The organism is Priestia sp. KCTC 13724 (assembly GCF_056820425.1).
In genome coordinates this window covers 1-23,867 of sequence record NZ_JBXDLD010000077.1, presented here as the reverse complement: position 1 = coordinate 23,867, position 23,867 = coordinate 1, and the positions used below count along the sequence as shown (strand labels likewise).

24 protein-coding genes, 1 tRNA gene and 2 pseudogenes are annotated in these 23,867 nt (G+C 37.5%); 21 read left to right on the top strand and 6 right to left on the bottom strand.

What is annotated here, in order from left to right; all coding sequences use genetic code 11:
* The first annotated feature begins 23 nt into the window (after positions 1-23).
* The 8 genes and pseudogenes from AC1UFB_RS11505 (at position 24) to AC1UFB_RS11470 (ending at position 9,189) form a co-directional block, all read left to right on the top strand.
* Positions 24-1,040 carry a LacI family DNA-binding transcriptional regulator gene (locus AC1UFB_RS11505; RefSeq protein WP_100347064.1) on the top strand — a complete coding sequence of 339 codons (1,017 nt, stop codon included), beginning with the start codon at positions 24-26 and terminating at the stop codon, positions 1,038-1,040.
* An 89-nt stretch (positions 1,041-1,129) separates the two neighbouring features.
* Positions 1,130-1,501, top strand: a pseudogene (locus tag AC1UFB_RS11500) (glycogen debranching N-terminal domain-containing protein); the annotation flags it as partial.
* Between the two features lie 177 nt (positions 1,502-1,678).
* Positions 1,679-2,584, top strand: a complete 906-nt coding sequence (gene murQ, locus AC1UFB_RS11495; RefSeq protein ID WP_076512757.1) for an N-acetylmuramic acid 6-phosphate etherase — start codon at positions 1,679-1,681, stop codon at positions 2,582-2,584.
* 15 nt (positions 2,585-2,599) lie between these two features.
* Positions 2,600-3,457 (top strand): MurR/RpiR family transcriptional regulator, encoded by an 858-nt coding sequence (locus tag AC1UFB_RS11490; RefSeq protein WP_100347066.1) that lies wholly within the window; start codon positions 2,600-2,602, stop codon positions 3,455-3,457.
* Between the two features lie 52 nt (positions 3,458-3,509).
* On the top strand, positions 3,510-4,871 hold the full coding sequence (locus tag AC1UFB_RS11485) for a PTS transporter subunit EIIC (RefSeq protein WP_100347067.1): 1,362 nt from the start codon (positions 3,510-3,512) through the stop codon (positions 4,869-4,871).
* Complete coding sequence (locus AC1UFB_RS11480; RefSeq protein ID WP_100347068.1) at positions 4,868-5,881, top strand: MupG family TIM beta-alpha barrel fold protein; 1,014 nt, start codon at positions 4,868-4,870, stop codon at positions 5,879-5,881. Before AC1UFB_RS11485 ends, AC1UFB_RS11480 begins: the two co-directional genes overlap by 4 nt.
* Positions 5,882-5,988: 107 nt before the next feature.
* Positions 5,989-7,242, top strand: coding sequence for an exo-beta-N-acetylmuramidase NamZ family protein (locus AC1UFB_RS11475; protein ID WP_025911380.1), 1,254 nt, complete (start codon positions 5,989-5,991; stop codon positions 7,240-7,242).
* 21 nt (positions 7,243-7,263) lie between these two features.
* Positions 7,264-9,189 (top strand): glycoside hydrolase family 3 protein, encoded by a 1,926-nt coding sequence (locus AC1UFB_RS11470; RefSeq protein WP_025911379.1) that lies wholly within the window; start codon positions 7,264-7,266, stop codon positions 9,187-9,189.
* 13 nt (positions 9,190-9,202) lie between these two features.
* Here AC1UFB_RS11470 and AC1UFB_RS11465 read toward each other — a convergent pair whose 3' ends face one another.
* Entirely contained in the window at positions 9,203-10,108 is a 906-nt protein-coding gene (locus AC1UFB_RS11465; protein WP_025911378.1) for a TetR/AcrR family transcriptional regulator, read from the bottom strand.
* Between the two features lie 189 nt (positions 10,109-10,297).
* Between AC1UFB_RS11465 and AC1UFB_RS11460 the strand changes: the two genes are divergently transcribed.
* From AC1UFB_RS11460 to AC1UFB_RS11450, 3 genes are all read left to right on the top strand, one after another.
* A complete protein-coding gene (locus tag AC1UFB_RS11460; RefSeq protein ID WP_062686964.1) occupies positions 10,298-11,791 on the top strand; it encodes a DHA2 family efflux MFS transporter permease subunit in 1,494 nt (497 codons plus the stop codon).
* 124 nt (positions 11,792-11,915) lie between these two features.
* Positions 11,916-12,152 carry a hypothetical protein gene (locus tag AC1UFB_RS11455; RefSeq protein ID WP_482589248.1) on the top strand — a complete coding sequence of 79 codons (237 nt, stop codon included), beginning with the start codon at positions 11,916-11,918 and terminating at the stop codon, positions 12,150-12,152.
* A 40-nt stretch (positions 12,153-12,192) separates the two neighbouring features.
* Positions 12,193-12,723 carry a GNAT family N-acetyltransferase gene (locus AC1UFB_RS11450; protein WP_025911376.1) on the top strand — a complete coding sequence of 177 codons (531 nt, stop codon included), beginning with the start codon at positions 12,193-12,195 and terminating at the stop codon, positions 12,721-12,723.
* 37 nt (positions 12,724-12,760) lie between these two features.
* On the opposite strand, the gene AC1UFB_RS11445 is transcribed toward AC1UFB_RS11450, so the two are convergent.
* Positions 12,761-13,813 (bottom strand): aromatic ring-hydroxylating dioxygenase subunit alpha, encoded by a 1,053-nt coding sequence (locus tag AC1UFB_RS11445; RefSeq protein ID WP_328101865.1) that lies wholly within the window; start codon positions 13,811-13,813, stop codon positions 12,761-12,763.
* 197 nt (positions 13,814-14,010) lie between these two features.
* Between AC1UFB_RS11445 and AC1UFB_RS11440 the strand changes: the two genes are divergently transcribed.
* The 3 genes and pseudogenes from AC1UFB_RS11440 to AC1UFB_RS11430 form a co-directional block, all read left to right on the top strand.
* Positions 14,011-14,083 (top strand) — tRNA-Thr (locus AC1UFB_RS11440).
* A 163-nt stretch (positions 14,084-14,246) separates the two neighbouring features.
* Complete coding sequence (locus AC1UFB_RS11435; protein WP_482589245.1) at positions 14,247-15,209, top strand: ABC transporter ATP-binding protein; 963 nt, start codon at positions 14,247-14,249, stop codon at positions 15,207-15,209.
* A gap of 170 nt (positions 15,210-15,379) precedes the next feature.
* Positions 15,380-15,799, top strand: a pseudogene (locus AC1UFB_RS11430) (glycine betaine ABC transporter substrate-binding protein); the annotation flags it as partial.
* Between the two features lie 35 nt (positions 15,800-15,834).
* Here the strand turns inward: AC1UFB_RS11430 and AC1UFB_RS11425 are convergent.
* Together AC1UFB_RS11425 and AC1UFB_RS11420 are read right to left on the bottom strand one after the other, a co-directional pair.
* Complete coding sequence (locus AC1UFB_RS11425; RefSeq protein WP_100347074.1) at positions 15,835-16,200, bottom strand: cupin; 366 nt, start codon at positions 16,198-16,200, stop codon at positions 15,835-15,837.
* 117 nt (positions 16,201-16,317) lie between these two features.
* Positions 16,318-17,202 carry an LCP family protein gene (locus AC1UFB_RS11420; protein ID WP_482589275.1) on the bottom strand — a complete coding sequence of 295 codons (885 nt, stop codon included), beginning with the start codon at positions 17,200-17,202 and terminating at the stop codon, positions 16,318-16,320.
* Between the two features lie 309 nt (positions 17,203-17,511).
* Between AC1UFB_RS11420 and AC1UFB_RS11415 the strand changes: the two genes are divergently transcribed.
* The 3 genes from AC1UFB_RS11415 (at position 17,512) to AC1UFB_RS11405 (ending at position 19,615) form a co-directional block, all read left to right on the top strand.
* Positions 17,512-18,159 (top strand): hypothetical protein, encoded by a 648-nt coding sequence (locus AC1UFB_RS11415; protein WP_025910796.1) that lies wholly within the window; start codon positions 17,512-17,514, stop codon positions 18,157-18,159.
* 103 nt (positions 18,160-18,262) lie between these two features.
* Positions 18,263-19,366, top strand: coding sequence for a M24 family metallopeptidase (locus tag AC1UFB_RS11410; protein WP_076512762.1), 1,104 nt, complete (start codon positions 18,263-18,265; stop codon positions 19,364-19,366).
* A 105-nt stretch (positions 19,367-19,471) separates the two neighbouring features.
* Positions 19,472-19,615: a hypothetical protein gene (locus AC1UFB_RS11405; RefSeq protein ID WP_482589243.1), complete on the top strand. Its 144-nt coding sequence runs from the start codon at positions 19,472-19,474 to the stop codon at positions 19,613-19,615.
* A gap of 66 nt (positions 19,616-19,681) precedes the next feature.
* Here the strand turns inward: AC1UFB_RS11405 and zupT are convergent, their stop codons facing one another.
* Positions 19,682-20,485 (bottom strand): zinc transporter ZupT, encoded by an 804-nt coding sequence (zupT, locus tag AC1UFB_RS11400; RefSeq protein ID WP_025910798.1) that lies wholly within the window; start codon positions 20,483-20,485, stop codon positions 19,682-19,684.
* Positions 20,486-20,815: 330 nt separating this feature from the next.
* Between zupT and AC1UFB_RS11395 the strand changes: the two genes are divergently transcribed.
* From AC1UFB_RS11395 to AC1UFB_RS11380, 4 genes are all read left to right on the top strand, one after another.
* Positions 20,816-21,394 carry a suppressor of fused domain protein gene (locus tag AC1UFB_RS11395; protein WP_061786026.1) on the top strand — a complete coding sequence of 193 codons (579 nt, stop codon included), beginning with the start codon at positions 20,816-20,818 and terminating at the stop codon, positions 21,392-21,394.
* A 171-nt stretch (positions 21,395-21,565) separates the two neighbouring features.
* On the top strand, positions 21,566-21,757 hold the full coding sequence (locus AC1UFB_RS11390; protein WP_100347076.1) for a hypothetical protein: 192 nt from the start codon (positions 21,566-21,568) through the stop codon (positions 21,755-21,757).
* An 89-nt stretch (positions 21,758-21,846) separates the two neighbouring features.
* Positions 21,847-22,125 (top strand): hypothetical protein, encoded by a 279-nt coding sequence (locus AC1UFB_RS11385; RefSeq protein WP_025910801.1) that lies wholly within the window; start codon positions 21,847-21,849, stop codon positions 22,123-22,125.
* A gap of 135 nt (positions 22,126-22,260) precedes the next feature.
* On the top strand, positions 22,261-23,022 hold the full coding sequence (locus tag AC1UFB_RS11380; RefSeq protein WP_100347077.1) for a MerR family transcriptional regulator: 762 nt from the start codon (positions 22,261-22,263) through the stop codon (positions 23,020-23,022).
* Positions 23,023-23,087: 65 nt separating this feature from the next.
* On the opposite strand, the gene AC1UFB_RS11375 is transcribed toward AC1UFB_RS11380, so the two are convergent.
* Positions 23,088-23,606 carry an acyl-CoA thioesterase gene (locus AC1UFB_RS11375; RefSeq protein WP_025910803.1) on the bottom strand — a complete coding sequence of 173 codons (519 nt, stop codon included), beginning with the start codon at positions 23,604-23,606 and terminating at the stop codon, positions 23,088-23,090.
* Positions 23,607-23,867 lie beyond the last annotated feature (261 nt).

The following is a 23,867-nucleotide window of genomic DNA, read 5'->3' as shown; positions in this document are numbered from 1 at the left end:
GAAACGTTTTGGAGGAAGTGTAATTGACAACTATAAAAGATATTGCGAAAGTTGCAGGCGTCTCTATTACGACGGTATCTCGTGCATTAAATGGGTATTCCGATGTGAATGAAAAGACTAGGCAAAAGATTATAAATGTAGCTAAGAAGCTGAATTATAGCCCAAACACTTTAGCTCGTGGTTTGGTCATGCAAAAGTCGAAGACAATCGGTCTACTTGTTTCAGGAATTAGTCGAGAAAGTGTCAAAGATAATTTTACGTTTGAAGTTTTATGTGGAGTAAATGAAAGAGCCTCTCTTTTAGGCTATGATTTAATTTTATTTAATACCAATACAACAAAACAACGCGAAAAAACGTATACGCAGCTTTGCAAAGAAAGAAGAGTGGATGGGGCAATCATTCAAGGAATTAAAAAGGATGATCCGTATCTAACGGAAGTGCTTGAAAGCAACATTCCCTGTGTCCTTGTCGATATCCCGATTCGTTCCAATTTAGTTGGTTATGTGACAACAGATAACAAGCTAGGGGCTAAGAAAGCAGTTGAACATTTAGTGCAATTAGGACATGTGCACATCGGAATGGTAAACGGAAGTGAGGATGCGTTTGTGAGTCAAGAAAGGCTTAGAGGGTATCTAGACACGTTGGAAGAGCATGGTATTGATATACGTGAAAATTGGGTTGTAAACGGGGAGTTTGAAGAAGCTGTTGCAGAACAACAAGCGTATGAGCTATTAAAAACTAACGAAGAAATCACATCTCTTTTTTGTGCAAGTGATTTGATGGCATTAGGTGCATTAAAGGCTTGTAAGCGTTTAGGGCGAAGTGTACCTGATCAGATTTCTATCGTGGGCTACGATAATATTGTGCTTGCTGCTTACTCATCACCTCAACTTACAACAGTAGGGCAAGAAGTGTATCAGATAGGATATGAAGCCGCAGATTTATTGATTGAGATATTAGAGAATCGTTCTACAAATATGGAGCGATATTTAGAAACAGAACTTATTATTAGAGAAACGACAGCTAAAAGCCACGAATAAGTGGTTTTTAATACAGGGAAAATCCGAAACGTTTCGGATTTTCCTTGTGAAGTAAATCCAAAACGTTTTGGTAAATAGGAGGAGTAGTAATGGATTATCGTGTAATTAAAGAAAATGATTTATTTCTGTTAACAGACCAAATGGGAAATATAACTAAAAACCATCAGTACGGTTTAGGTTTGTATACGAAGGACACTCGCTTTTTGAGTGGACTTAACATAAAGATAAATGGTGAGGATCCAATTCTATTAGCTTCAGATGCTGATGAAAATTATATGGCAACTATTCGATTAACCAATCCCCATATAGAAAATGAAGAAAACCTTATCTTATGGCGTGAATCAATTGAAATTTTACGTGAACGCTTTATTTATGACGGGGTTTTATATGAAACAATTAAGCTCAAAAACTACTTTCCAAAGCGTGTAGATTTCAAGATTACAGTTCATATACAGGGGGAAAATAAATCGGTGCTTAGAAGCATGTGCAGATTGTTAATCAGCGCATGTTTTTTTTCACGTAGAAAAGAAAAAGTTCTATTTGAAATTTTATTTTAATAAGTTTAATTAGTTATTGAAATTTTATTTTAATGAAATTATAATGAATGTAAATTTAACTGTTTTACAGGAGGAAAAGTCATGGACAGAAACCTAACAATACTAACAACAGAATCTCGCAACGAACGCACAATGAATATCGATGCTGAAAATACAGCTGATATTTTACGTATTATGAACGAAGAAGATCAAAAAGTAGCTGTAGCTGTTAATGCAGTTTTACCAGATATCGAAGCAACCGTTGAATATGTCGTCCAGTCTTTAAAAGCCGGTGGTAGACTCATTTATATCGGCGCTGGTACAAGTGGTCGATTAGGTGTTCTAGATGCTGTTGAGTGTCCTCCTACTTTTAGTACGCATCCATCCGCTGTACAAGGAATTATGGCTGGAGGAGCAGGTGCATTTACAAAAGCGGCTGAAGGAGCAGAAGATAGTGAAGAAGGCGGTGTGCAGGATCTACAAAGAATTGAATTAACAAGCGCTGATACGGTTATTGGAATCGCTGCTAGTGGAAGAACCCCGTATGTAATTGGAGCTTTGCGGTATGCGAAAAGCATTGGAGCGAAAGCCATTGCCTTATCGTGTAATGAAAATGCAGCTATTTCGCAAGTGGCGGATCGAGCAATAGAAGTAATTGTAGGCCCTGAAATTTTAACAGGATCAACACGTTTAAAGTCTGCAACAGCTCATAAAATGATTTTAAATATGATTTCAACGGCTTCTATGATTAAACTCGGAAAAGCATATGGAAATTTAATGGTTGACGTAAATGTAAGTAATTACAAGTTAAAAGAACGAGCAGTTGGAATTATCGAAAAAGTAACAGCAGCACCATATGAAGAAGCGAAAAAAGCGCTAGAAGAGGCTAATAATGAAGTGAAGACAGCTATTGTTATGATTAAAACGCAAACAACAGTTGAAGAAGCACGAACTCTCCTAGAAAAAAATGATGGGTACGTTAGAAAAGCAATCGAGCACAGCAAGTGAAAAGGAGAGAGAAAAATGGCGACAGGCGGATTAAGAATCATTCACGCTCTACTTCCACAGCTACCTGCTTCTGAGAAGAAAATCGCAGAATATATTTTAGCTCAACCTGAAGCCGTGATGGATTACACAGCTGGTGAATTAGGTTCATTAGCAGGTGCTAGCGGAGCTGCTGTTATTCGCCTTTGTAAATCGTTGGGTGTAAAGGGGTTTCAAGATTTAAAGGTTCGGATAGCAGGAGATTTAAGCACAAAAGTGGAGCAAGGATATCGTGATATTACACCTCACGATACGATACAATCTATTGTAAAAAAAACAACAATTAATAGCGTTCAAAGCATTAGTGATACTTCTGAGCTATTACAGCACGAAGAAATTGAAAGAGCCGTTAGCGCTTTAAGCAAGGCAAGAACCATACACTTTTTTGGTGTTGGAGCTTCTCACATCATTGCCATGGATGCGCAGCAGAAGTTTTTACGAGTGAATAAGGGAGCGACAGCCTTTACTGATGTGCATATGGTAGCGACTTTAATTGCAAATGCAGGAGCTGATGATGTTGTCGTAGGGATTTCTTTTTCAGGAGAAACATCTGAGGTTATTAATATTTTATCCTTAGCAAAAAAGCGAGGTTTAACAACCATTAGCTTAACAAAGCAAGGGTTATCGTCAGTATCAGCTCTAACAGATATTTCACTTCATACTTCCTATACAAGAGAAGCGCCGTTTCGAAGTGCAGCTACTTCATCAAGGTTGGCTCAGCTTTACGTCATTGATACACTGTTTTTGGCCATGGCAAGTACGAAATATGATGAAACTGTTGGATATATAGATCGTACAAGAGAAGCAATTCAATTCTTAAAAGATAAACAAAAGTAAGGTTCTATACATCAAAACTTTGGAGAAACAGTAAAACAAAGGGGGAGCTAGCATGTCAACAGAAAATAAAGTGTTAGCAAAATCAATATTAGAAAATCTCGGAGGCGCTAGTAATATTAACGAATATACTCATTGTATGACGCGTTTAAGAGTAAAAGTAATAGATGCCAGTCTAGTAAACTTAGACACTATTAAGCGTACGGAAGGTGTATTAGGAGTCGTAGAAGAAGAGACGCTTCAAATTATTTTGGGACCGGGTAAAGTTACGGTGGTAACAGAAGCATTTGGTCAGCTGATAGATGAAGCTAGTGGTCTTGATTTAAGCGAACGAGCTGCTCAAAAGAAGAGTGAACTAAAAGCAAAAAATCAAACACCGTTTAAGCTGTTTTTACGAAGAATCGCAAGTATTTTTATTCCATTAATTCCAGCTCTTGTAGCCTCTGGATTAATTACAGGAATTACAAAGTCAGTTGTGCAGGCAGAGTGGTTAGCAGCAGATTCACAGCTGGCTTTAATTCTAACAGCTATTGGAAGCGGTTTATTTGCTTATCTAGGTATCTTAGTTGGGATTAACGCAGCAAAAGAGTTTGGTGGATCACCAGCTTTAGGAGGTCTGGCTGGTATTTTAGTTATAAATCCAGCGGTGGGAGACATTCAGCTTTTTGGAGAAGCGTTATTGCCTGGTCGAGGCGGTTTAATTGGCGTATTATTTGCCGCTATTTTTATTGCCATTGTTGAGAAAAAAGTTCGACCGTTTGTACCTCAATCTTTGGATGTTATTGTAACACCTACTGTAGCTCTTCTTGTTACTGGAATTGTTACGTATATCGTCTTTATGCCTCTTGGAGGATTCATTTCAGATTTAATTACAAAAGGGTTACTGAGCGTGCTTGACTTAGGAGGGATTGTGGCTGGCTTTGTACTAGGGGCAGCATTCTTACCGCTTGTTGTAACGGGACTACATCAAGGGTTAACGCCTGTCCACTTAGAACTCATCAATTCAATCGGGGATGACCCTTTATTACCTATTCTTGCGATGGGCGGAGCTGGTCAAGTAGGAGCCGCTTTTGCTATTTATGCAAAGACAAAGAAAAAACGTTTAAAACGAGCAATTGGTGGAGCGTTACCTTCAGGAATGTTAGGAATTGGTGAACCACTTATCTTTGGAGTAACACTGCCACTAGGACGACCGTTCTTAACGGCTTGTTTAGGTGCTGGAGTTGGAGGTGCTTTCCAAGCATATTTTAATATTGCAACTGTTGCGGTAGGGGTTTCAGGGTTACCGTTAACGTTCCTTGTTCATGCACATCAAATTATTTTATATCTAGTTGGATTATTGATTGCATATATAGCAGGATTTTTATTCACATACGGATTTGGATTTAAAGATGAAATGGCAGGAGAGTTCGATTGATAGGTATTTCTTTTTATTTAAACGATCAGTTCGCTGAACAAAGAATTATGGAAGCAAGTAAAAAAGGTGTGAAGCGAGCGTTTACCTCGCTTCACATTCCTGAAGAAACAGGCCATCTTGCTCAAAAAGCTAAACATTTACTGCAAGTAGCAAAACAGCATGAAATGGAAGTTTATGCTGATGTTTCTAAACATACACCTATTCATCTGCAGATTCCTCAATTAGAAGATTTAGTCACCTTAGGCGTAACGGGTATTCGGTTAGACGATGGGTTTGAAGTAGAAGATATTATTTACCTTTCTCAGTTTTTTAAGTTAGCTGTTAATGCCAGTACAGTGTCAGAAAGCTTTCTTACTGCGTTGGTTACAGCAGGCATAGAAGCAAATCAGTTAGTTGGATGGCACAACTTTTATCCAAGACGTGAAACAGGATTGGATGAAGTGTTTTTTCGACAGCAAAATCACATGTTTTTTCAACAGCAGATTCCAGTCATTGCGTTTGTGGCAGGGCAAAAAGAAAAACGAGGACCTTTGTTTGAAGGGTTACCTACTTTAGAACAGCATCGTACCACAAACACGCTGTTAGCAGCAGTCTGTCTAGTCGAAGAAGGGATTAGCAGTATTTATATTGGAGATCCTGAATTCAATGAAGAGATAGTAAATGCGTTAGCCGATTGGAATAAGCATAGGATATTAACTCTTCGTATGGTGACGGAAACGCTGCCAGCATGTACATACCAACTACGTCCTGATCGCTCACGAGACGTTGTGCGATTACAAGGAACGCGTACAAGTCAGAGCATAAAGCCAAGTCAAACAATTAGGCGACCGCGAGGAACCATTACGATGGACAATGAGCGGTATGGAAGATACCAAGGTGAAGTTCACATTGGTTTGAATGACTTGCCGGCTGATGAGCGAGTTAACGTAATAGGACATATTCATCCAGAAGATATAGAGTTATTAGAACTTGCTCGGCAAGCCTATAGTCTCAGGTTAATAAGAGAATAAAAGATTTTTATTTGCAAAACCTAATAGGTATCCTTTTTAGACATTTTATACTCTGCAGCATGAGAAGGAACCATTTCAAACTATAAACGAAATGGAGCGGATTATAAATGAAGAGATGGTCAATGGGAGTTTTAATAGCTGTTCTTTTAGTTAGTATAGCAGTACCTTTTTTCACTTCACCCAGTGAAGCAAAGGGACCTGGGAAGAAACAGAGTTTTAAGTTAGGTGTTGAAGTTCTTTTAGAAGATGAGTTACAACTTTTAGAAGGAAAAAAAGTAGGACTCATTACAAACCCAACAGGTGTTAATCAAGAGCTTAAAAGTATTGTTGATATTTTTAATGAACATAAAGCTTTTGATCTTGTCTCACTATACGGACCAGAACATGGAGTGAGAGGAGATGCTCAAGCTGGTCAGCACGTAGAGTTCTATATTGATCAAAAAACGGGGCTTCCTGTGTACAGTTTGTATGGTCCAACTAAAAAGCCAACGCCTGAAATGCTAAAGGGTGTTGAAGTGCTGGTTTTTGATATTCAAGATGTAGGAACTCGCTTTTACACTTATATTTATACAATGGCCTACGCAATGGAAGCTGCAAAAGAAAATAACATTCCTATCGTTGTTCTAGATCGACCGAATCCCTTAGGTGGTCAGAAGATAGAAGGACCGGTTTTACAAGAGGAGTATACTTCATTTGTTGGCATGTATCCTATTCCAATTCGTCACGGTATGACAGTAGGTGAATTAGCACAATTATTTAATCAAGAGTTTAATATTGGAGCTGATTTAAACGTAGTCAAAATGAAAGGCTGGAAACGATCAATGACAGCAAAAGATTTGCCTACAGAATGGGTTGCTCCCTCACCAAACATGCCAACAGCAGATACAGCGCTTGTATATCCGGGAGCTTCGTTAATTGAGGGTACAAATGTTTCAGAGGGAAGAGGAACAACTAAGCCATTTGAAACCATTGGAGCACCTTTTATTAACGGAGGTAATTTAGCTGAAGAGCTCAATAAACTTGCACTTCCAGGCGTGACGTTTCGTCCATCCTATTTCACTCCTTCTTTCTCTAAGCATAGTGGCAAACTTTCAGGAGGAATTGAAATTCACGTAATTAATGAATCAACATATGAACCTGTTAAAACAGGGGTAGCAATTGTAAAAACTATTCATGATTTATACCCAAACCACTTTGCGTTTAACGCTGGAAATAAACCATTCTTTGATTTGCTAGCGGGCAATAATTCAGTTAGGGAAAGCATTGAAAGTGGAAAGTCAATTCAAGAAATTGTCGCAGAGTGGAAGCCGGAGATAAACGAATTTCAAAAGTTACGAAAAGGATATTTACTTTATAAATAAAATGAAAAGGAGAGGGATTTTATGAAAAAAGTGATGTCTGTAGGGCTTGTAGCAGCTTTAGCTACCTCAATCCTTATCCCATTTAAGACTCCTTTAGTATCAGCAGAAGAAACGCTTGATGCTAAAAGCATTGTTTCAGAAATGACGCTAGAAGAAAAAGTTGGTCAAATGCTGATGCCAGATTTTCGTAACTGGAAGAAGCAAGGGGATAAAATGGCTGTTGGATTTACTGAAATGAATGATGAAGTAGGAAGTATTATAAAAAAATACCATATTGGCGGCGTAATCTTGTTCGCTGAAAACGTGGTAGATACTGAACAAACAGTTCGATTGGTTAATGGTTTGCAAAGTGCCAGTGAAGATATTCCTCTTCTTGTTACAATCGATCAAGAAGGTGGAATTGTTACAAGGCTACAGTCGGGAACCAATCTGCCAGGAAATATGGCGCTTGGTGCTACTAGAAGAGAACGAAATGCATATAAAACTGGAGAGATTATCGGTAAAGAGCTGTCCTCTTTGGGCATTAACGTAAATTTTTCTCCGACGATTGATGTGAATAATAACCCAGGAAACCCGGTGATTGGTGTCCGGTCATTTAGCTCAGACCCAAAGTTAGTAGCAAAATTAGGTGTTCAAACAATTAAAGGATTACAAAAACAAAATATTGCAACGGCAGCCAAGCATTTCCCAGGACATGGAGATACCGCGGTAGATAGCCATTACGGTTTACCTGTTGTATCACATGATAAAAAGCGCTTAGATGAAGTGGAACTTTATCCTTTTAAACAAGCGATGGATGCAGGTGTAGACATGATTATGACGGCGCATCTACAATTTCCAGCCCTCGATGACACAACGTATACAAGTAAAAAGGATGGTCAACAAATTACGGTTCCAGCTACATTATCGAGAGGGATTATAACCGATCTTTTACGAAAAGAGCTTGGATACAATGGAATTGTAGTTACAGATGCATTAAATATGAAAGCTATTTCGGATAATTTCGGCCAAGAAGAGGCTGTTATTATGGCTATTAATGCTGGCGTAGATATTGCACTTATGCCCGCTCAAGTCAACTCTATTGAAATGGAAAAGAATTTAGAGGATGTTTATAGCGGAGTAATAAACGCAGTCCATAGTGGAGAAATTCCAATGGCTGAGATCAATGACTCTGCCGAACGAATTATTGATTTGAAAATAAAGAGAGGCATTTACGAAGCAACTGATCAAAATGTAGATAAAAAAGTGAAAAATGCTCTAAGGGTAGTAGGAAACAAGGAGCATGTAAAAGCAGAAGAAAAAATGGCAGAAGAAGCGGTGACATTACTAAAAAATGAAAAGCGTACTTTGCCATTTAAACCTAAAAAACATGAAAAAGTATTGGTGGTTGCCCCTTTCAAAGACCAGACGGATGCAATGGCGCGCACAATTCAAGAGCTAATAGATAAAAAAAGGATTAAGTCAGTAGATGTAGAACGTTTAGAATTTGAAAATAAGACGTTTACAGAGGAAACTAAAGAGAAGATAAATGAAGCTGATTATGTTATCACAGGTTCATATATAGTGAAAAATGACCCGGCAGTGAACGATGGGGTAATTGATGACACAATTCAAGATTCATCCAAATGGGCAACAGCTTTCCCAAGAGCCGTTATGAATTACAGTCAATCACAGAGTAAAAAGTTTGTATTAATGAGTGTGCGAAATCCTTATGACATAGCAAATTTTGAAGAAGCTAATGCTGTTTTGGCGGTGTACGGTTTTAAAGGATACACGAATGGACGCTATCGTCAGCCAAATATTCCAGCGGGTGTTAAAACCATTTTTGGAGCTTCTGATCCAAAAGGAAAGCTTCCCGTAGCTATTCCTTCTGTCACAAATAAAGGCGAAACGCTATACCCGTTTGGCTTAGGATTAAATATTAAAAATAATAAGCCTTTAAAATAAACAAAAGAGCTACCTACATAGGTGGCTCTTTTTGTTCTTCAATTAAGAGTTGAATAAGGTTTTTTAACTGTTTAAACTCCTCTGATGTACCGACTACTGTTTCGCTTAAAGCATGCAAAGTACTGCTAATGACAAACGAGCGTATTTGAGGCTGACGAATAAGCTCTTCTTGTAAGAATGTTAGTAATTCAATAATTTTTGGCTTGTCTACATCATCAGCATCTTCCGCTTCTTTTGTTACTAATAAGATAGAGGCTCGAATTTTTTGTTCTGTTGTTTGAGGAGAATGATTGTGAAAAGGAATCCACTGTGTTAGCAAGTCAGGATCAAAAAGCATTTCTTGGCTAGTAGAGACATTTTTCACTAGATGAACTAATCGGTCGACGGTATAACGAATGATTTTAGGTGCGTCAATTTGGTTATGGTGTGCCATGACGCTGTAGTGAAAGTTGCGGTGTAGAATGCCTAAAAACATAATGGCGCAGTCCAGTAAGTAAGCTTTTTTATCTGAGCCAAATAAGTCAATTAATCGATTGTAAAGCCAGTGTAATTCGTAAAGCTGAGCTTGTTTAAAATGCTCCTTTAGCTCAGCGTTATTCGAAAAGAAAATCTCTTCAAATAGTGTAAACAATTGATTTTGATGGTGCATTTGTACCTGAAGTTCAATTTGCTTAATGAATATATCTAAGTCTGAACGGTTTTGGCCAATTAAAAATTCATTTCTTTTGGTTTCTAACTCATCATAAACCGACTCGAAAATTTTAATGACTAACTCATTCTTAGACGAAAAGTAATTATAAAACGTACCTTTTGAAATGCCGCTATCTTCAACGATATCTTGTATAGATGTTGCTTGGAATCCTTTTTCAACAAAGAGCTTATGAGCGCTCTTTAGCATCAATTCTTGTTTTTTATTCATTTCATCACCTGCAATAAAAGTGTACTAGCTGTCTATTTATTTATGATACAAGAGAAAAAACGTTTACACAAACTCTTTTAAAATCACAGCTTTTTTTTGTTGCAAAAAATGAACTGAAGGTATAATATACAATATGTGAACTTATAGTATAAAAAAATATACTTACGGTTTAGTGAGAGGAGGAATTTTATGCAAACTACAAAAAAACCACCATATGGAATTATTGGTATTTTACTTATAGGAGCATTTATTTCATTACTTAATGAGACATTATTAAACATTGCTTTACCATCTATAAAAAATGAGTTAGGAGTAACAACATCAACCGTTCAGTGGTTAACGACAGGTTATATGCTTGTCAATGGTATCATGATTCCAACCACTGCTTTTTTAATTCAACGATACTCGGTCCGTGGCTTGTTTTTAACAGCGATGGCTCTTTTTACAACGGGTACAGTAGTAGCTGGAGTAGCGCCGGAATTTGGAGTATTGTTAGCTGCACGTGTTATTCAAGCATCAGGAGCAGCTATTATGATGCCGCTATTAATGAATGTGCTGTTAACGAGCTTTCCAATTGAAAAGCGCGGGGGAGCAATGGGTATTTTTGGATTGGTGATGATTTTTGCACCTGCAATTGGCCCAACTCTTTCAGGATGGTTAATTGAGCATTATGACTGGAGAATGCTGTTTCACGTTGTGACGCCAATTGCATTTGTTGTTCTTGTATTAGCATTTTTCTTGTTGAAAGATCAAAAAGAAAAGGTAGATATTCAGTTAGATAAGCTTTCTTTAATTCTTTCTGTATTTGGATTTGGTGGTTTACTGTACGGGTTTAGTTCAGCTGGAGATAAAGGCTGGGGATCACTAGAAGTATACGGAACGATTATCGTTGGAGTAATTGGGTTGGTTTTATTTATTACTCGCCAGTTTAAGCTTGAAAAACCAATGCTAGAGTTTCGTATCTTTAAATATCCAATGTTTGCATTGTCATCTGCCATCTCAATTGTTATTACGATGGCATTATTCTCTGCAATGCTATTGCTACCAATGTACGTACAGAGTGCTCGAGGGATTTCGCCCTTAGATTCAGGATTATTGTTATTACCGGGAGCCTTAGTGATGGGGATTATGTCTCCAATTACAGGCAAGCTGTTTGATAAATTTGGCGCACGCGTGCTAGCTGTAATTGGGTTAGCTATCACAGGTGTTACGACGTATATGTTTAGTCAATTATCATTGACAACTACATATACGGAGCTAATTATCCTATACACGGCTCGTATGTTTGGTATGTCAATGGTTATGATGCCGATTATGACAAACGGATTAAATCAGCTTCCACAGCAATTTAATCCGCACGGCACAGCGATGAATAATACGTTACAACAAGTGTCAGGAGCTATTGGTTCAGCTTTACTTGTAACGGTTATGTCTAACCGCACAGAATTTCATGCAGAAGAATTAGCAAAAGAGGCAATGAGTAATGGAGCCGTTGCACCAACGGCTGATTTGCAACAGCAAATTGGACTGCAGGCCATGGTTGAAGGGATCAATGATTCATTTTTAATTTCATCGATACTTATAGTGGTGGCATTAGTCTTATCGCTCTTTATGAAGCGAGTAACAGTTAGCGGAGTTACACAAGACCAACAAGCTGTTAAAAGAGAACAGTTTGCTAAATAAAATAAAAAAGGTAGAGGCTGGGACATAAGTAATTCAGCCAATGATAAACCTGAACGATTGAGAGTTTCTCACTTTTAATCGTTCAGGTTTTTTGGTTGATTGTGAAAACAATGTTGGAAACAGGGTGGAATGGAGCGTAGGTCACTCGAATCCTGCGGGAAAGAGAGGGAAAACTGAGATCCCGCAGCGCAGCGAGGAAGCTCAGGTTCCTCCCCGCGGAAAGCGAGTGGCCGTAGCGCAATGGAACGAACGTGTTCAGACAAACCAAAAAGATTGGAACAGCTATTGTTCGTCTCTTAGAAGCAATCATTTTGTTATGTCCCAAACTCTACCTTTTTTTATGAATATGTTCGTTGTATAGTGAAAAAGTATGATGAGTCTTGAAAGGAGAATGAGGAGTTATGTGGCAATCTCTTCAAGGTGAACGTATTTGTCTAACCCCAATCCAACTTGAGCACGCACCGGAGCTTTTTAAAATTTGGTCTAATCAAAAAGTTACTGAATTCATGAATATTGATTCTTTTTGTGATGAAAAGCAAGCAAGGGAAATGATTGCTTTTCTACAGAATCTAGCGAAGGAACAAAAAGCACTACGCTACACAATCTTTCATAAAGAGCAAGCAAAGATTATTGGTTCATGCGGATTTAATCAAATAGATACTCATAACCAGCATGTAGAAATTGGCTATGAAATAGACGAAGTATTTTGGGGACAAGGATATGGTTCAGAGGTAGTTCAACAATTGGTTCATTATGGTTTTGTGAGCCTTGATATGGTTAGGGTATCGGCTAAAGTAGAGCCAGCAAACAAGGCGTCCATTCATTTACTAGAGAAAAATCATTTTCAGTATGAGGGAACTCTGCGAAAAGTTGAAAAGTCAAAAGGGATGTTTGTTGATTTATGCATGTATGCTCGAATTAAATATGAGTAATAAAAACGCGTCAAGTTTTAGCCTGACGCGTTTTTAATTAACTTGTATAAATAAAGCTTAGCCCCATTGATTTTAGTAGCTTTCGATAAGCAATGGATGTTTGGTCAGCTGCGATATGAGCTTCCATTTGTAAATCAAGAGGGAGATCTTCGGGCTTTTGGTTTTCAACCATTTCGCGATCTTCATCGAATACCCGAAGGTTAAAGTCATAAACACCTTCAACAGGAGAATCTTTGTCAAAGTTGCGAGCAATAGGTACAAATAAGCGCGTTTCACGAGCGGAAACTGGACAAACCGCATTCATAATCCAAAGCTGGCCACCTTCAGGAAAATAAACTTTTAGTGTAGCAGTGAAAGGTGGGTACACGTCAAATACCCGCAGCCATTTAAAGTTTTCTGGATTTAAGTGTGCTTGTTCTTTAGAGTAATTGCTTACAGTGCTTAAGTATTCCACGTTTAAACCATAGTCTGTTTTATCAACCTTATATCTGGGAACAAAGGCATTGTTTCGATCGCCAAATGTATCCGTATGAACCCAGGCAAAATGTGCAACATCCAAAAAGCCTTCCATCTGTCGACCTGCCGAACCCCCTATATCAAAGCTAGGACAAACAATTTGTTGAAAGTCAGGGTCATCCCAAGCCTGAAACTGTGGAATGTTATCCATTTCGCCTGTTAACGATGTCCAAATGAGTCCAAATTGCTCGATAACAGGGTAAACCGTCATGCAGAGGCGAGGAGATATATTTGCATCAGGATGCGCTGGTATCGATGTACAAGCTCCTTCTGTGTTATAGCGAAATCCGTGATAAGGACATACAATTTCCTCCTCTTCTACCCAACCCATACTAAGGGGAGTGCCACGATGAACGCAGAGGTCTCGAGCTACGACAACTTGTTTTTTAGTGCGATATACAACTAAATTGACATCTAATAGCTTAACGCTAAGCGGCTTTTCGTTTACCTCAGCTGCTTGTGCGATGGGATACCAATAGGTCGAAAGAGTCGTCCAATCCTCCTTGCTAAACGTACAGTTACGCGGATAAGGTGTTTTTGGGGGAGATTTTTTAAGCGTTTGTTGTTGGTCCATTTATCTTCTTCCTTTCTAGTTTCTTGAATGTTTTACCAGTGTAACTCATTTTTAGAAAATTCTCATTTTTATTGTTAGATATTCTTACATTCATTTGAATTTTTGTAGATTATAGTGAATCAGATAGATACATTTTGGATAATAAATGAAATAAAATGTTTCAAAGAATAGAAAAATATGATATAATTACGATTGACGCTGGCGTAGCTCAGTAGGTAGAGCACTTGCATGGTAAGCAAGAGGTCGCAGGTTCAATCCCTGTCGCTAGCATAATACGTGTAGTAAAACGAGGACCTTTTAAGGGTCTCGTTTTTTTGTACTCATCAAAGTATTTATTTTCCTAAAAATAGATAAAATGTAAAAATGTTTAATGGGAAGAAAACTAGGGTAAAAGAGGTTATCGATAAAAACTGAACGAGGAGTGCATCTAAATTTGATCACATTTAAAAATGTTTCAAAGCAGTATGAAGATGGCACCACAGCTGTCAAAGACATTAATTTAGAAATAAGGCAAGGGGAGTTTTTTGTTCTTATTGGTCCTAGTGGATGTGGGAAAACAACGACGCTTAAAATGATTAATCGTCTTCATGATGTGACTAGTGGTGATTTATACATAGCGGATAAAAAAGTAACGGATTACAACATTAATGAGCTGCGCTGGGAAATTGGGTATGTCCTCCAGCAAATTGCTTTATTTCCTCATATGACCATTGCGGAAAACATCGCGGTAGTACCTGAGATGAAGGGGTGGAAAAAGAATAAAATCAAAAAGCGTGTAGATGAACTCTTGGAACTGGTTGGACTGGACCCGAAGCAATACCGAAACCGCAAGCCTTTTGAGCTCTCAGGTGGGCAACAGCAGCGCATTGGTGTAGCTAGAGCTCTCGCAGCCGATCCTCCTGTTATTCTTATGGACGAACCTTTCAGTGCACTAGACCCGCTAAGTCGTGATCAGCTGCAGCAGGACGTTTTAGCTTTAAAAGAAAAGATAAAAAAGACATTCGTCTTTGTTACGCATGATATTAGCGAAGCCATGACTCTTGGAAATCGTATCTGTTTAATGAAAGATGGGGAAGTAGTTCAAATTGGCACACCAAAAGAGTTTGTTCAAAACCCTAAAAATGATTTCGTAAAATCATTTATCGGTAATCAGGGAAGCGTATTGCTTCAACCATTAGAAGTATTTGTTAATGAAACAAATCAGCAAGATTTTGAAAAGATTGAAGCTCCTGTACATTTAAAATCATCTGCATCTATTGGCGAAGCTGTAGAGCTTTTACAAAAGCACGATTGTGTTGGTGTTTATAAAGGTTCGAAAAAAATTGGTATTGTAACGAGCAAAAACATCCTTGCCTTCTTGTCTACTAATAGATCAAAAGAAGGAGCGGTGGTATAATGAATGGCTTAACTACTTTGTTAGAACAAAGGGGAGATGCGCATGTTCAAGCACTGCTTGAACATGTTCAAATTTCCGTACTAGCGCTATTAATTGCAGTATTAATTTCCGTACCTCTTGGCCTGTACTTAACCAGGCATGAGCGAATTGCTGAGCCTATTATCGGCGTAAAGGCTGGCTTTACCCTTGAATTTAAGGATCGAGAAGATGGATATGCAGGTCTTCAAAAAGAGTATGGCTTAGCGTTAAACAATGTTAAAACGATGGAACCAAAGCTTCGCTATAATGCAGTTCAAACAGGTGATATTAATTTATTGGATGCATATGCAACAGACCCAGAAATTGAACAGTATGATTTAGCAGTTCTAGAAGATGATGAAAAGTTCTTTCCCCCTTATCAAGGTGCGCCTGTCTTAAGAGCAGAAACGTTAAAAGAGCATCCTGAGTTAAAGGAGATTCTCAATAAGCTAGCAGGGAAAATCAATGATGAAGAAATGCGTAAAATGAATTATGAAGTCAATGCTGAAGGGAAAACAGCAGAAGAGGTAGCCCGCAAGTTCTTGGTTAAAAAGGGGTTAGTATCAGACTGAAATTAATTGAAAGCCGAGCAATGACTCGGCTTTCTTTATGATGAGGTCGTACCTTTATGTAGTACTTGTAGCCACGTGTCTGGAGAAAGCTCAAAGCCTTCAATACTAATACAGGTCATTCCATCCGCGCTACCAAATTCAACGTATTCACCGGCTTTCCAAAATACAGCTTCTCCGAAATTAACATAAATTCGACCTTCACTGTTAGCAATCCATCCTTCTCCGCTTATAATTAAGAGTAGTTTGGGAATCGTGGCTTCAGTTTTAGGCGCGTAATCATAAGGTGCTAATGAAATGTAATTTATTTTTACATCTCCCGTCTGAGAAAGAATGGTGTTGAAATGATAAGACTGATAAAGCATAGAATCAGTTTTACGCTGAGCATATTGATATAGTTTCACATTGGTCCCTCCAGTAGACACGGATTTCGTTGTCGTGTTTCCGTAGCGTAACTAATATATGTATGAACATAAAAAAAAGACCCAAAAAGCAGAAAACTGTCTGCTTTTTGGGTCTTTTTAATCTAAGAATGTTTGAATTTCCTGCCTGTTCTTTTCTAGATCTAATCGTAGTACAGCGCCTGCTCCTGAAACACGTTCATTGGTAAATGCACCGTCAACAGGGATGCGAAGCGAATCAAGTTCATTTGAGCTTCCAAGTAAGAAATCTTTTCCTATAGATACGAAGGTCTTTGGAGGTACATTTGTATCCACATAGGGATCAATAATTCCCCATAACTTAGGTGCTTTAGCTATTGTTTGAAGCGATAATGCTTCTTCTGTAAGTTTACCTAAAACTTCTTGCTGCCTTTGAACCCGTCCAAAGTCACTTTGACTATCATGTCTAAATCGCACATAGCCTAATAGTTCTTCACCGTGAAGCGTCTGCTTTCCCGGTTCTAAGGTCATCCCGATACCATGGGACATTCTTTGGTTAATATCAACTTCAATACCATTTGGAGCAATTGTATCTACAACTTTTGAGAAGCCTTTAAAATCTACTACCGCATAGTAATTCACATCGATACCGAAATTTTCCTTTATTGTTTTGCGCAAAAGCTCAGGTCCCCCAAATGCATATGCTGCATTGATTTTATTTTTTCCATACCCGGGGATATCTACATAACTATCTCGCATAAGAGATACAATCTTTGGCTGGTTATTATCCTTGTCATAGTGCGCAATCATAATTGTATCAGCACGTGAATGTTCTTCCCCGCGCGAATCAATCCCTAAAAGAAGAACGTTCATAGTATCTAAATTGGCGCTTTTACCGTTAAATTCAAATTGTCCATCTTTTTGAAAGTCGCCGTCTGCTTCAGCCAACCCTTGTTGATATTGATAAAAAACATATCCAGCTAAAGTAATCAGTACTACAGAGCAAAAAAGAAAAAATCTTCTCATTCGCTTTTTCTTTCTCTGTTTATGTCGTTTGCGATGTTCACGTTGTTCCAATATTCTCACCTATCATTTTAAAGTAATTGAAAAGTATAGCAATTATATTCTTATATAAAATTACCATCACATTGTATGATTAGCAAGTATTAGCCATTTTAATCGTAAAAGCTAGGTGTGTATCTAGGTATTTATTCTATAAGATTAAAGCAAACAAAAAGGTTTTAATGAATTTATACGTTTTTTGCAGGTGAATGAGCCAAAAGTCTCTAATTAGTAAAAGGTGAAAAAATGCAGAATGGCAAAGGAGATGGGGAAATGAGCTTATACGTATCATCTTCAAATATAGTCGTTATTCCACAAAAAGCTGTTTCACACTGGAAAACATATGGAGTGGGAACAATTAAAGGAGCAAAAGTGACGGGAAAGCGCTGTGAACAATTGATGCTACGATTTAAAGAGAAGATAATGACGCCTTTTCAAATGGTATCTTATCACGAGTCATTCGTTGTCATGTTTGATGATGAGCAAAGCAAAGAGCATTTTGAGCTAATTGCAAACATACTTCAGGCAGATGGGGATAAGTTTAACTACTACCTGTTATTTGATGATCATGAATCTGAAGTTTTGAAGGGAATGAAACAATTTTTGACAGTAGGCGAGTTTAATGTACCAGTCGTACGGCTTAATCAAACAGGTGAATTTGATTTTCATAGCAATGGCAACTCGGTTGAAATAGTCATTGATGATGATGTAGATGAAGAAGGAATAAGTTCGTTTATTCAAACATTTAGGTTAAACGAAGGACATTATTTTATTGGTGACCCTGGATTTTTAAAAAACCAAGAGATGTTCCAGGAGCAATATTTTACCGGAGGGGATTACCATCTTATTTATCAGTATAATAATCAATGGCTTAAAAAAGTAATTATTCAACCTAGCGAATCAGTACAAAATAGTATATAAACTAGAATTTCTTTTGTGCCTAAAGACGTTGTTTCACTAGTCGAGAAAGTAGTGAAATTATGGTATAATAACTTTAAAAGATTAAGAAAGGAAGTTATATGCGATGAATGAACGCTTAAGCAACGTGGCTTCTTGGCTTTCTGAAAAAAGCTATGATGCTGCATTTATTTCTTCAACAGAAAATGTATTTTATTTAACAAATTTTTATACGGATCCGCATGAACGACTTTTAGGCCTATTTGTATTTCCAAATACTGAACCTGTACTTGTTTGTCCTTTTATGGAAGTTAATCAAGCAAAAAGTGCAGGGTGGAAATATGATGTTGTTGGATATGAAGATCATGAAAACCCTTGGGAGCTAATTCGTGCCGCATTACATAAAAGAGAAATTAATAATATTGGTCGTTTAGCAGTGGAAAAAGAGCAGCTATCTTTCCTGCGAAGTGAAGAGTTAAAAACATTGTATCAAGATGTTGTATTTGAAAGCGTAGAAGAAAAAATGAACGAATTAAGGGTAGTGAAAACGCAAGCTGAAATTGACATTTTACAAGAAGCAGCAGCTCTCGCTGATTATGGTGTTGAAGTAGGTGTATCTGCTTTAAAAGAAGGCGTTACGGAAATGGACGTTCTTGCTAAAATTGAATATGAATTAAAGCGAAAAGGTATTCGCGAGATGTCGTTTTCTACGATGGTGTTATTTGGAGAAAAAACGGGTGATCCTCATGGTAATCCTGGGCTACGTACACTAAAAAAAGGTGACATGGTCTTATTTGACTTAGGCGTTGTGTTAGATGGATATTGTTCGGATATTACGCGAACAGTGGCATTTGGCGAAATTACTGAAAAACAACAGCATATGTATGAGACGGTTAATAAGGCGTTAGAAGCTGCTTTATCTGCATCAAAGCCCGGTACAAGAATTGGGGACTTAGACATGATTGCGCGTAACCTTATTTCGGAAGCGGGATACGGAGAATACTTTCCACATCGACTAGGTCACGGATTAGGAATTAGTGTACACGAATTTCCTTCTATGAACCGTACGAATGATGACATACTAAAAGAAGGCATGGTTTATACCATTGAGCCAGGCGTTTATATCCCTAACATTGGTGGAGTACGTATTGAAGATGATGTAGTTATTACGAAAGATGGAAATAAAACGTTAACGAAGTATCCTAAGAAGTTACAAATTATTCAACCGTAAGAAAAAGAGACTGAGACATAAGTAGTTCAGCCTCTACTATACCTGAACGATTGAGAGTTCCTCACTTTTAATCGTTCAGGTTTTTTGGTTGATTGTGAAAACAGGGTGGAATGGAGCATAGGACACTCGACTCCTGCGGGAAAGAGAGGGAAAACGGAGATCCCGCAGCGCAGCGAGGAAGCTCAGGTTCCTCCCCGCGGAAAGCGAGTGGCCGTAGCGCAATGGAACGAACGTGTTGAGACAAACTAAAGAGATGGGAACAGCGAGTGTTCGTCTTTTAGAAGCAATCATTTTGTTATGTCCCAAACTCTTTTTCTATATGAATAGAAGAAGACTAATGGCCATGATAGCCATTCCGCCGATAAGTCCATAAATAGAAAGGTGAGCCTCATCATATCGCTGAGCAGCAGGTAAAAGTTCATCCAAAGAAATAAAGACCATAATTCCTGCCACTGCGGCAAAGATAACCCCGAACATAACGTCATTTAAAAAAGGCATGAGTAAAAAATATGCAGCAATAGCTCCTAGAGGCTCTGAAAGACCTGATAAAAAAGAGAGTTTAAATGCTTTCTTCTTATCACCTGTTGCAAAATAAACGGGTACCGAAACAGCAATTCCTTCAGGGATGTTATGAATAGCAATTGCTACTGCAATAGCAATTCCTAAAGAAGGATCTTGAAGAGTCGACGTAAACGTAGCAATTCCTTCAGGGAAATTATGAATGGCAATTGCTAAAGCAGTAAATGTTCCCATTTTTAAAAGAGCAGTGTCTTTCACTCTTGGTTGTTTCATGTCTTCTACGGTCTTTAATTCATGTGGGTTTCCTTGTTTTGGGACAAATTTATCAATCATTGCAATCAAGAGCATTCCAGCAAAAAAACCACCAACCGTTACCCAATTTCCAGATACTTTACCAAGTGCTCCTACAAGGGAATCCTGTGCTTTTACAAAAATTTCAATCATGGATACGTAGATCATAACGCCAGCTGAAAAACCGAGTGCAATTGATAGAAATTTTGTATTCGTTGTAGATACAAAAAAAGCTAAAATACTTCCTATTCCTGTTGCGAGACCTGCCATTAATGTTAAACCAAAGGCTAGTAATAAATGTTCAGTCATGAAATAATCCTCCTGAAAGAATAAGAGTGAGTTTTTATCTATATTCCACAAATATCTGAGACATGACCAGTGTGTAAAGGCAACGGGAAATAATATCACATGTTCAATTCTCGATTTATCTAGCACAGTATATTCAGTTTCTTTTGATTGGGAACTTGCCTATAGTTTAGAAGGAGTATGAAATAGCGATTGTGAAAATCATTTCCAAGAGATATATTACGAACAGATAACATTTTGTTCACAAATTATCGCATCGCTATCGATTTTTCGTTTGGTAGTATATCCTGTACAGTAGAGGCTTTGTAAGCTTGATAGCAAGGAGGCTTTTTGATGACTAATTACTCAAAAGATGATGAACAAATTATACATAAAGCAGTTGAAGTTTTTGGAGGGAAAGATCGTATTGACGAATTTGAGGATGAGAGAAAAAAACACAGCGTACATGTTTTAGCAACAGGCAATCACCCCCGTTCAGACTTAACAGCATATGCAACGTTGGGAGGGTATCATTGTCCAACAGGATACACGGTGGGCGGTATTCCACTTCGCATTGAAATTGTAGGAGCATGTCATTCTTCATTTGCACCCTTCCCACAAATTTTAAGCAAGTGTGTATTTCATATGATGAAGTCACATGTTTCAATCTTTCCAGGGGCAATTTATAAAGATATTATTACTTCTTTCGATCATAGCCTTCATATGCAGCATATTTTATTGATTCCGCCATTTTTATGGGATACATTTTCTACGATTGAGCTATCAGATAAAAAGGTTGCGTTTTTACAAGCAGTCCCAATCTCTGAAAATGAGCGAGCTTTTGCATTAGAATATGGAGTGGACTCTCTGCTAAGCCGATTCGACGATGAGCGAGTGAACGTATTTAATTTAGAGCGTCGAACGGTAGTATAAAGAGGCAGCCAGGTAGGGCTGTCTCTTTTTCTTGATAGAAAACAGGCTTGTATCTAGAAACTTTAGGACAAAACTCCACGATTGTCCTAAGACAAACACCTATACATGATAAATTCCCATTACATATAGTAGAACATAAGTATTAAACATAATTAGGAAGGGGATGTTATGATGAATAACCAGCGCAGAAGGCCACAAATAAATCCAAATTTTCGTCCAAGTGGGGGCACAAATAATGAGGATGGAAACAAAAATATCATTAGCAACAGTGGAAACTCCAACGTTAATATTAACCTAGGGCAAGGAAAAAGATCAAAACAGTCGCAGAGCCTAGATCAGTCTGATAGCGGCCTAATCTTTTAATCTAAGGGGGACTCTTTAGTAAGCGAATTTAGTGAAAATTCGCTTAGGTTAATGAAGAGTGAATAGCGGTTAGTACGGGGAGGTTTATCATGAAAAGCTTAGTAAGTGATAGTGGAAACGCAAAAGTAGATATTACCATTAATATAGATAATTCAGCTCTAGCTTATTTAGTAGGAAGCTGCCTCCATGCAACTCAGCAAATAACCGATGAACAATATCTTCAAATGATGACTAATCTGACAACACTACTTGGGAAAAATAGTGAAGAAATAAAAAAGCTGTTTTCAAACCATCAAATTTCGACGAATAAAAAATTTAAATCTGCTAACGAGCTAGAGAATTTAAAAATCTATTATAATAAGAAGTAGAAGCACTTGATAAAAGTGCTTTTTATTTTGAATTCAGTCATAAAAAGGGGAAGGCAATGAATAGTAATGATGAAAAATATTGACTCTCACGCTACGTCATACTTTATCGTTACTAATTAAGAGGAGGGATTGAAAATGGCTATGCAGGTAAAGGAAGTAGCTAGCTTAGCGGGTATTAGTATACGCACCCTTCATCATTATGATGATATTGATTTATTGAAGCCTACTGAGGTAACTGAATCAGGATACCGGCTATATGTTGAAGATGATTTAGAGATGCTGCAACAAATTTTATTATTTAAAGAACTAGGGCTTTCGTTAAAAGAAATTAAAGCAGTCATTTATGATCCTTCCTTTAATAAACAAGAAGCGTTAGAGTTGCATCAACAGCTTCTAATTGAAAAAAGGAATCGACTTAATCGTATGATTGCCATGACTGAACAAACGATTAAGTCAATGAAAGGAGAAAAATCAATGACTAATAAGCAAAGATTCGAAGGGTTTGATTTTAGTGAAAATCCTTATGAAGAAGAAGCTAAAAAGCGATGGGGAAACGAAAAAGTAAACGAAGCGAATAAAAAAGTTAGAGGTATGACGAAAGGCGAACAAGCGGATTTAGCAGCAGAAGCAAATGAGATTTATAAAAAGATAGCTAAGCTGATGAATCAATCACCATCATCAGAATCGGTTCAAAAAGCTATACAAGAATGGTTTCACTTCTTGAATCGTAATTTTACGACGTATTCCCCAGAAGCATTTAAAGGGTTAGGAGAATTATATATTCAAGATGAACGCTTTCAAAAGAACATTGACCAATTCGGAGAAGGTTTAGCTGAATTTTTAAAAGAAGCTATGGGGGTATTCGCTGATAGTTTGTTAAACGAGGAAAAGCAATAAGAGAAGTTATTCATGATTTTGAACATAGTAATTGAAAAGAGTCCCCATCCAAATGGGGACTCTTTTCAATTACTACTGCGCAATGTTTTTGATAGAATTTTTGCTACGGATTTACTTTGTTCAATTTGTGTACGTTTATTATTTTTGCGTTCTAATGCAATCGCTTGTAGGCTTTTTTCTTCTTCTGTTTGCGCTACAACCTTTGGTACAGTAGCAGGCTTTCCATCTTCTAAAGCAACAAACGTTAAGAAAGAAGTCGCTGCAATTCGTTTAACACCTGTAATTAAATTCTCAGCGATTACTTTTACAAAGATAATCATTGAGCTTTTGCCAGTTAGTACAACAAAAGACTCATATGATATGAAATCTTCTTCCGTCACAGGTTCAATAAAATCGACGTGATCAATCGATGCTGTAACACACGGTTTTCTTGAATGTTTTGTAGCAGATAATGATGCAATCATGTCCATATCGGCTACAATTTTCCCTCCAAATAACGTATAGTGATTATTTAAATCATTAGGGAAGATATGCTGTGATTTTACAACTCTTGATACACTGCAAGGTATTTGTTCAACTGTCATCTATAAAGCACTCCTTTAAAACCTCAATCTATAATGAATGTCCATATGTAATAATAAAAAACGTATATCAATTTTATTCCCTATTTTTGAATCAGTAATCTTTATGATGAAAAGTAAAAAAATAGAGTATTTTCTGTTATATTAGTTAGGTATAAAGTTGTGACTGTTTAATATGCATTTTACCTTTTTTAAATATGTGAATCAATTTCATAAAACCTATCTAAAGAAACATACAAGGACCCAATTTTCATGTTCTCATTT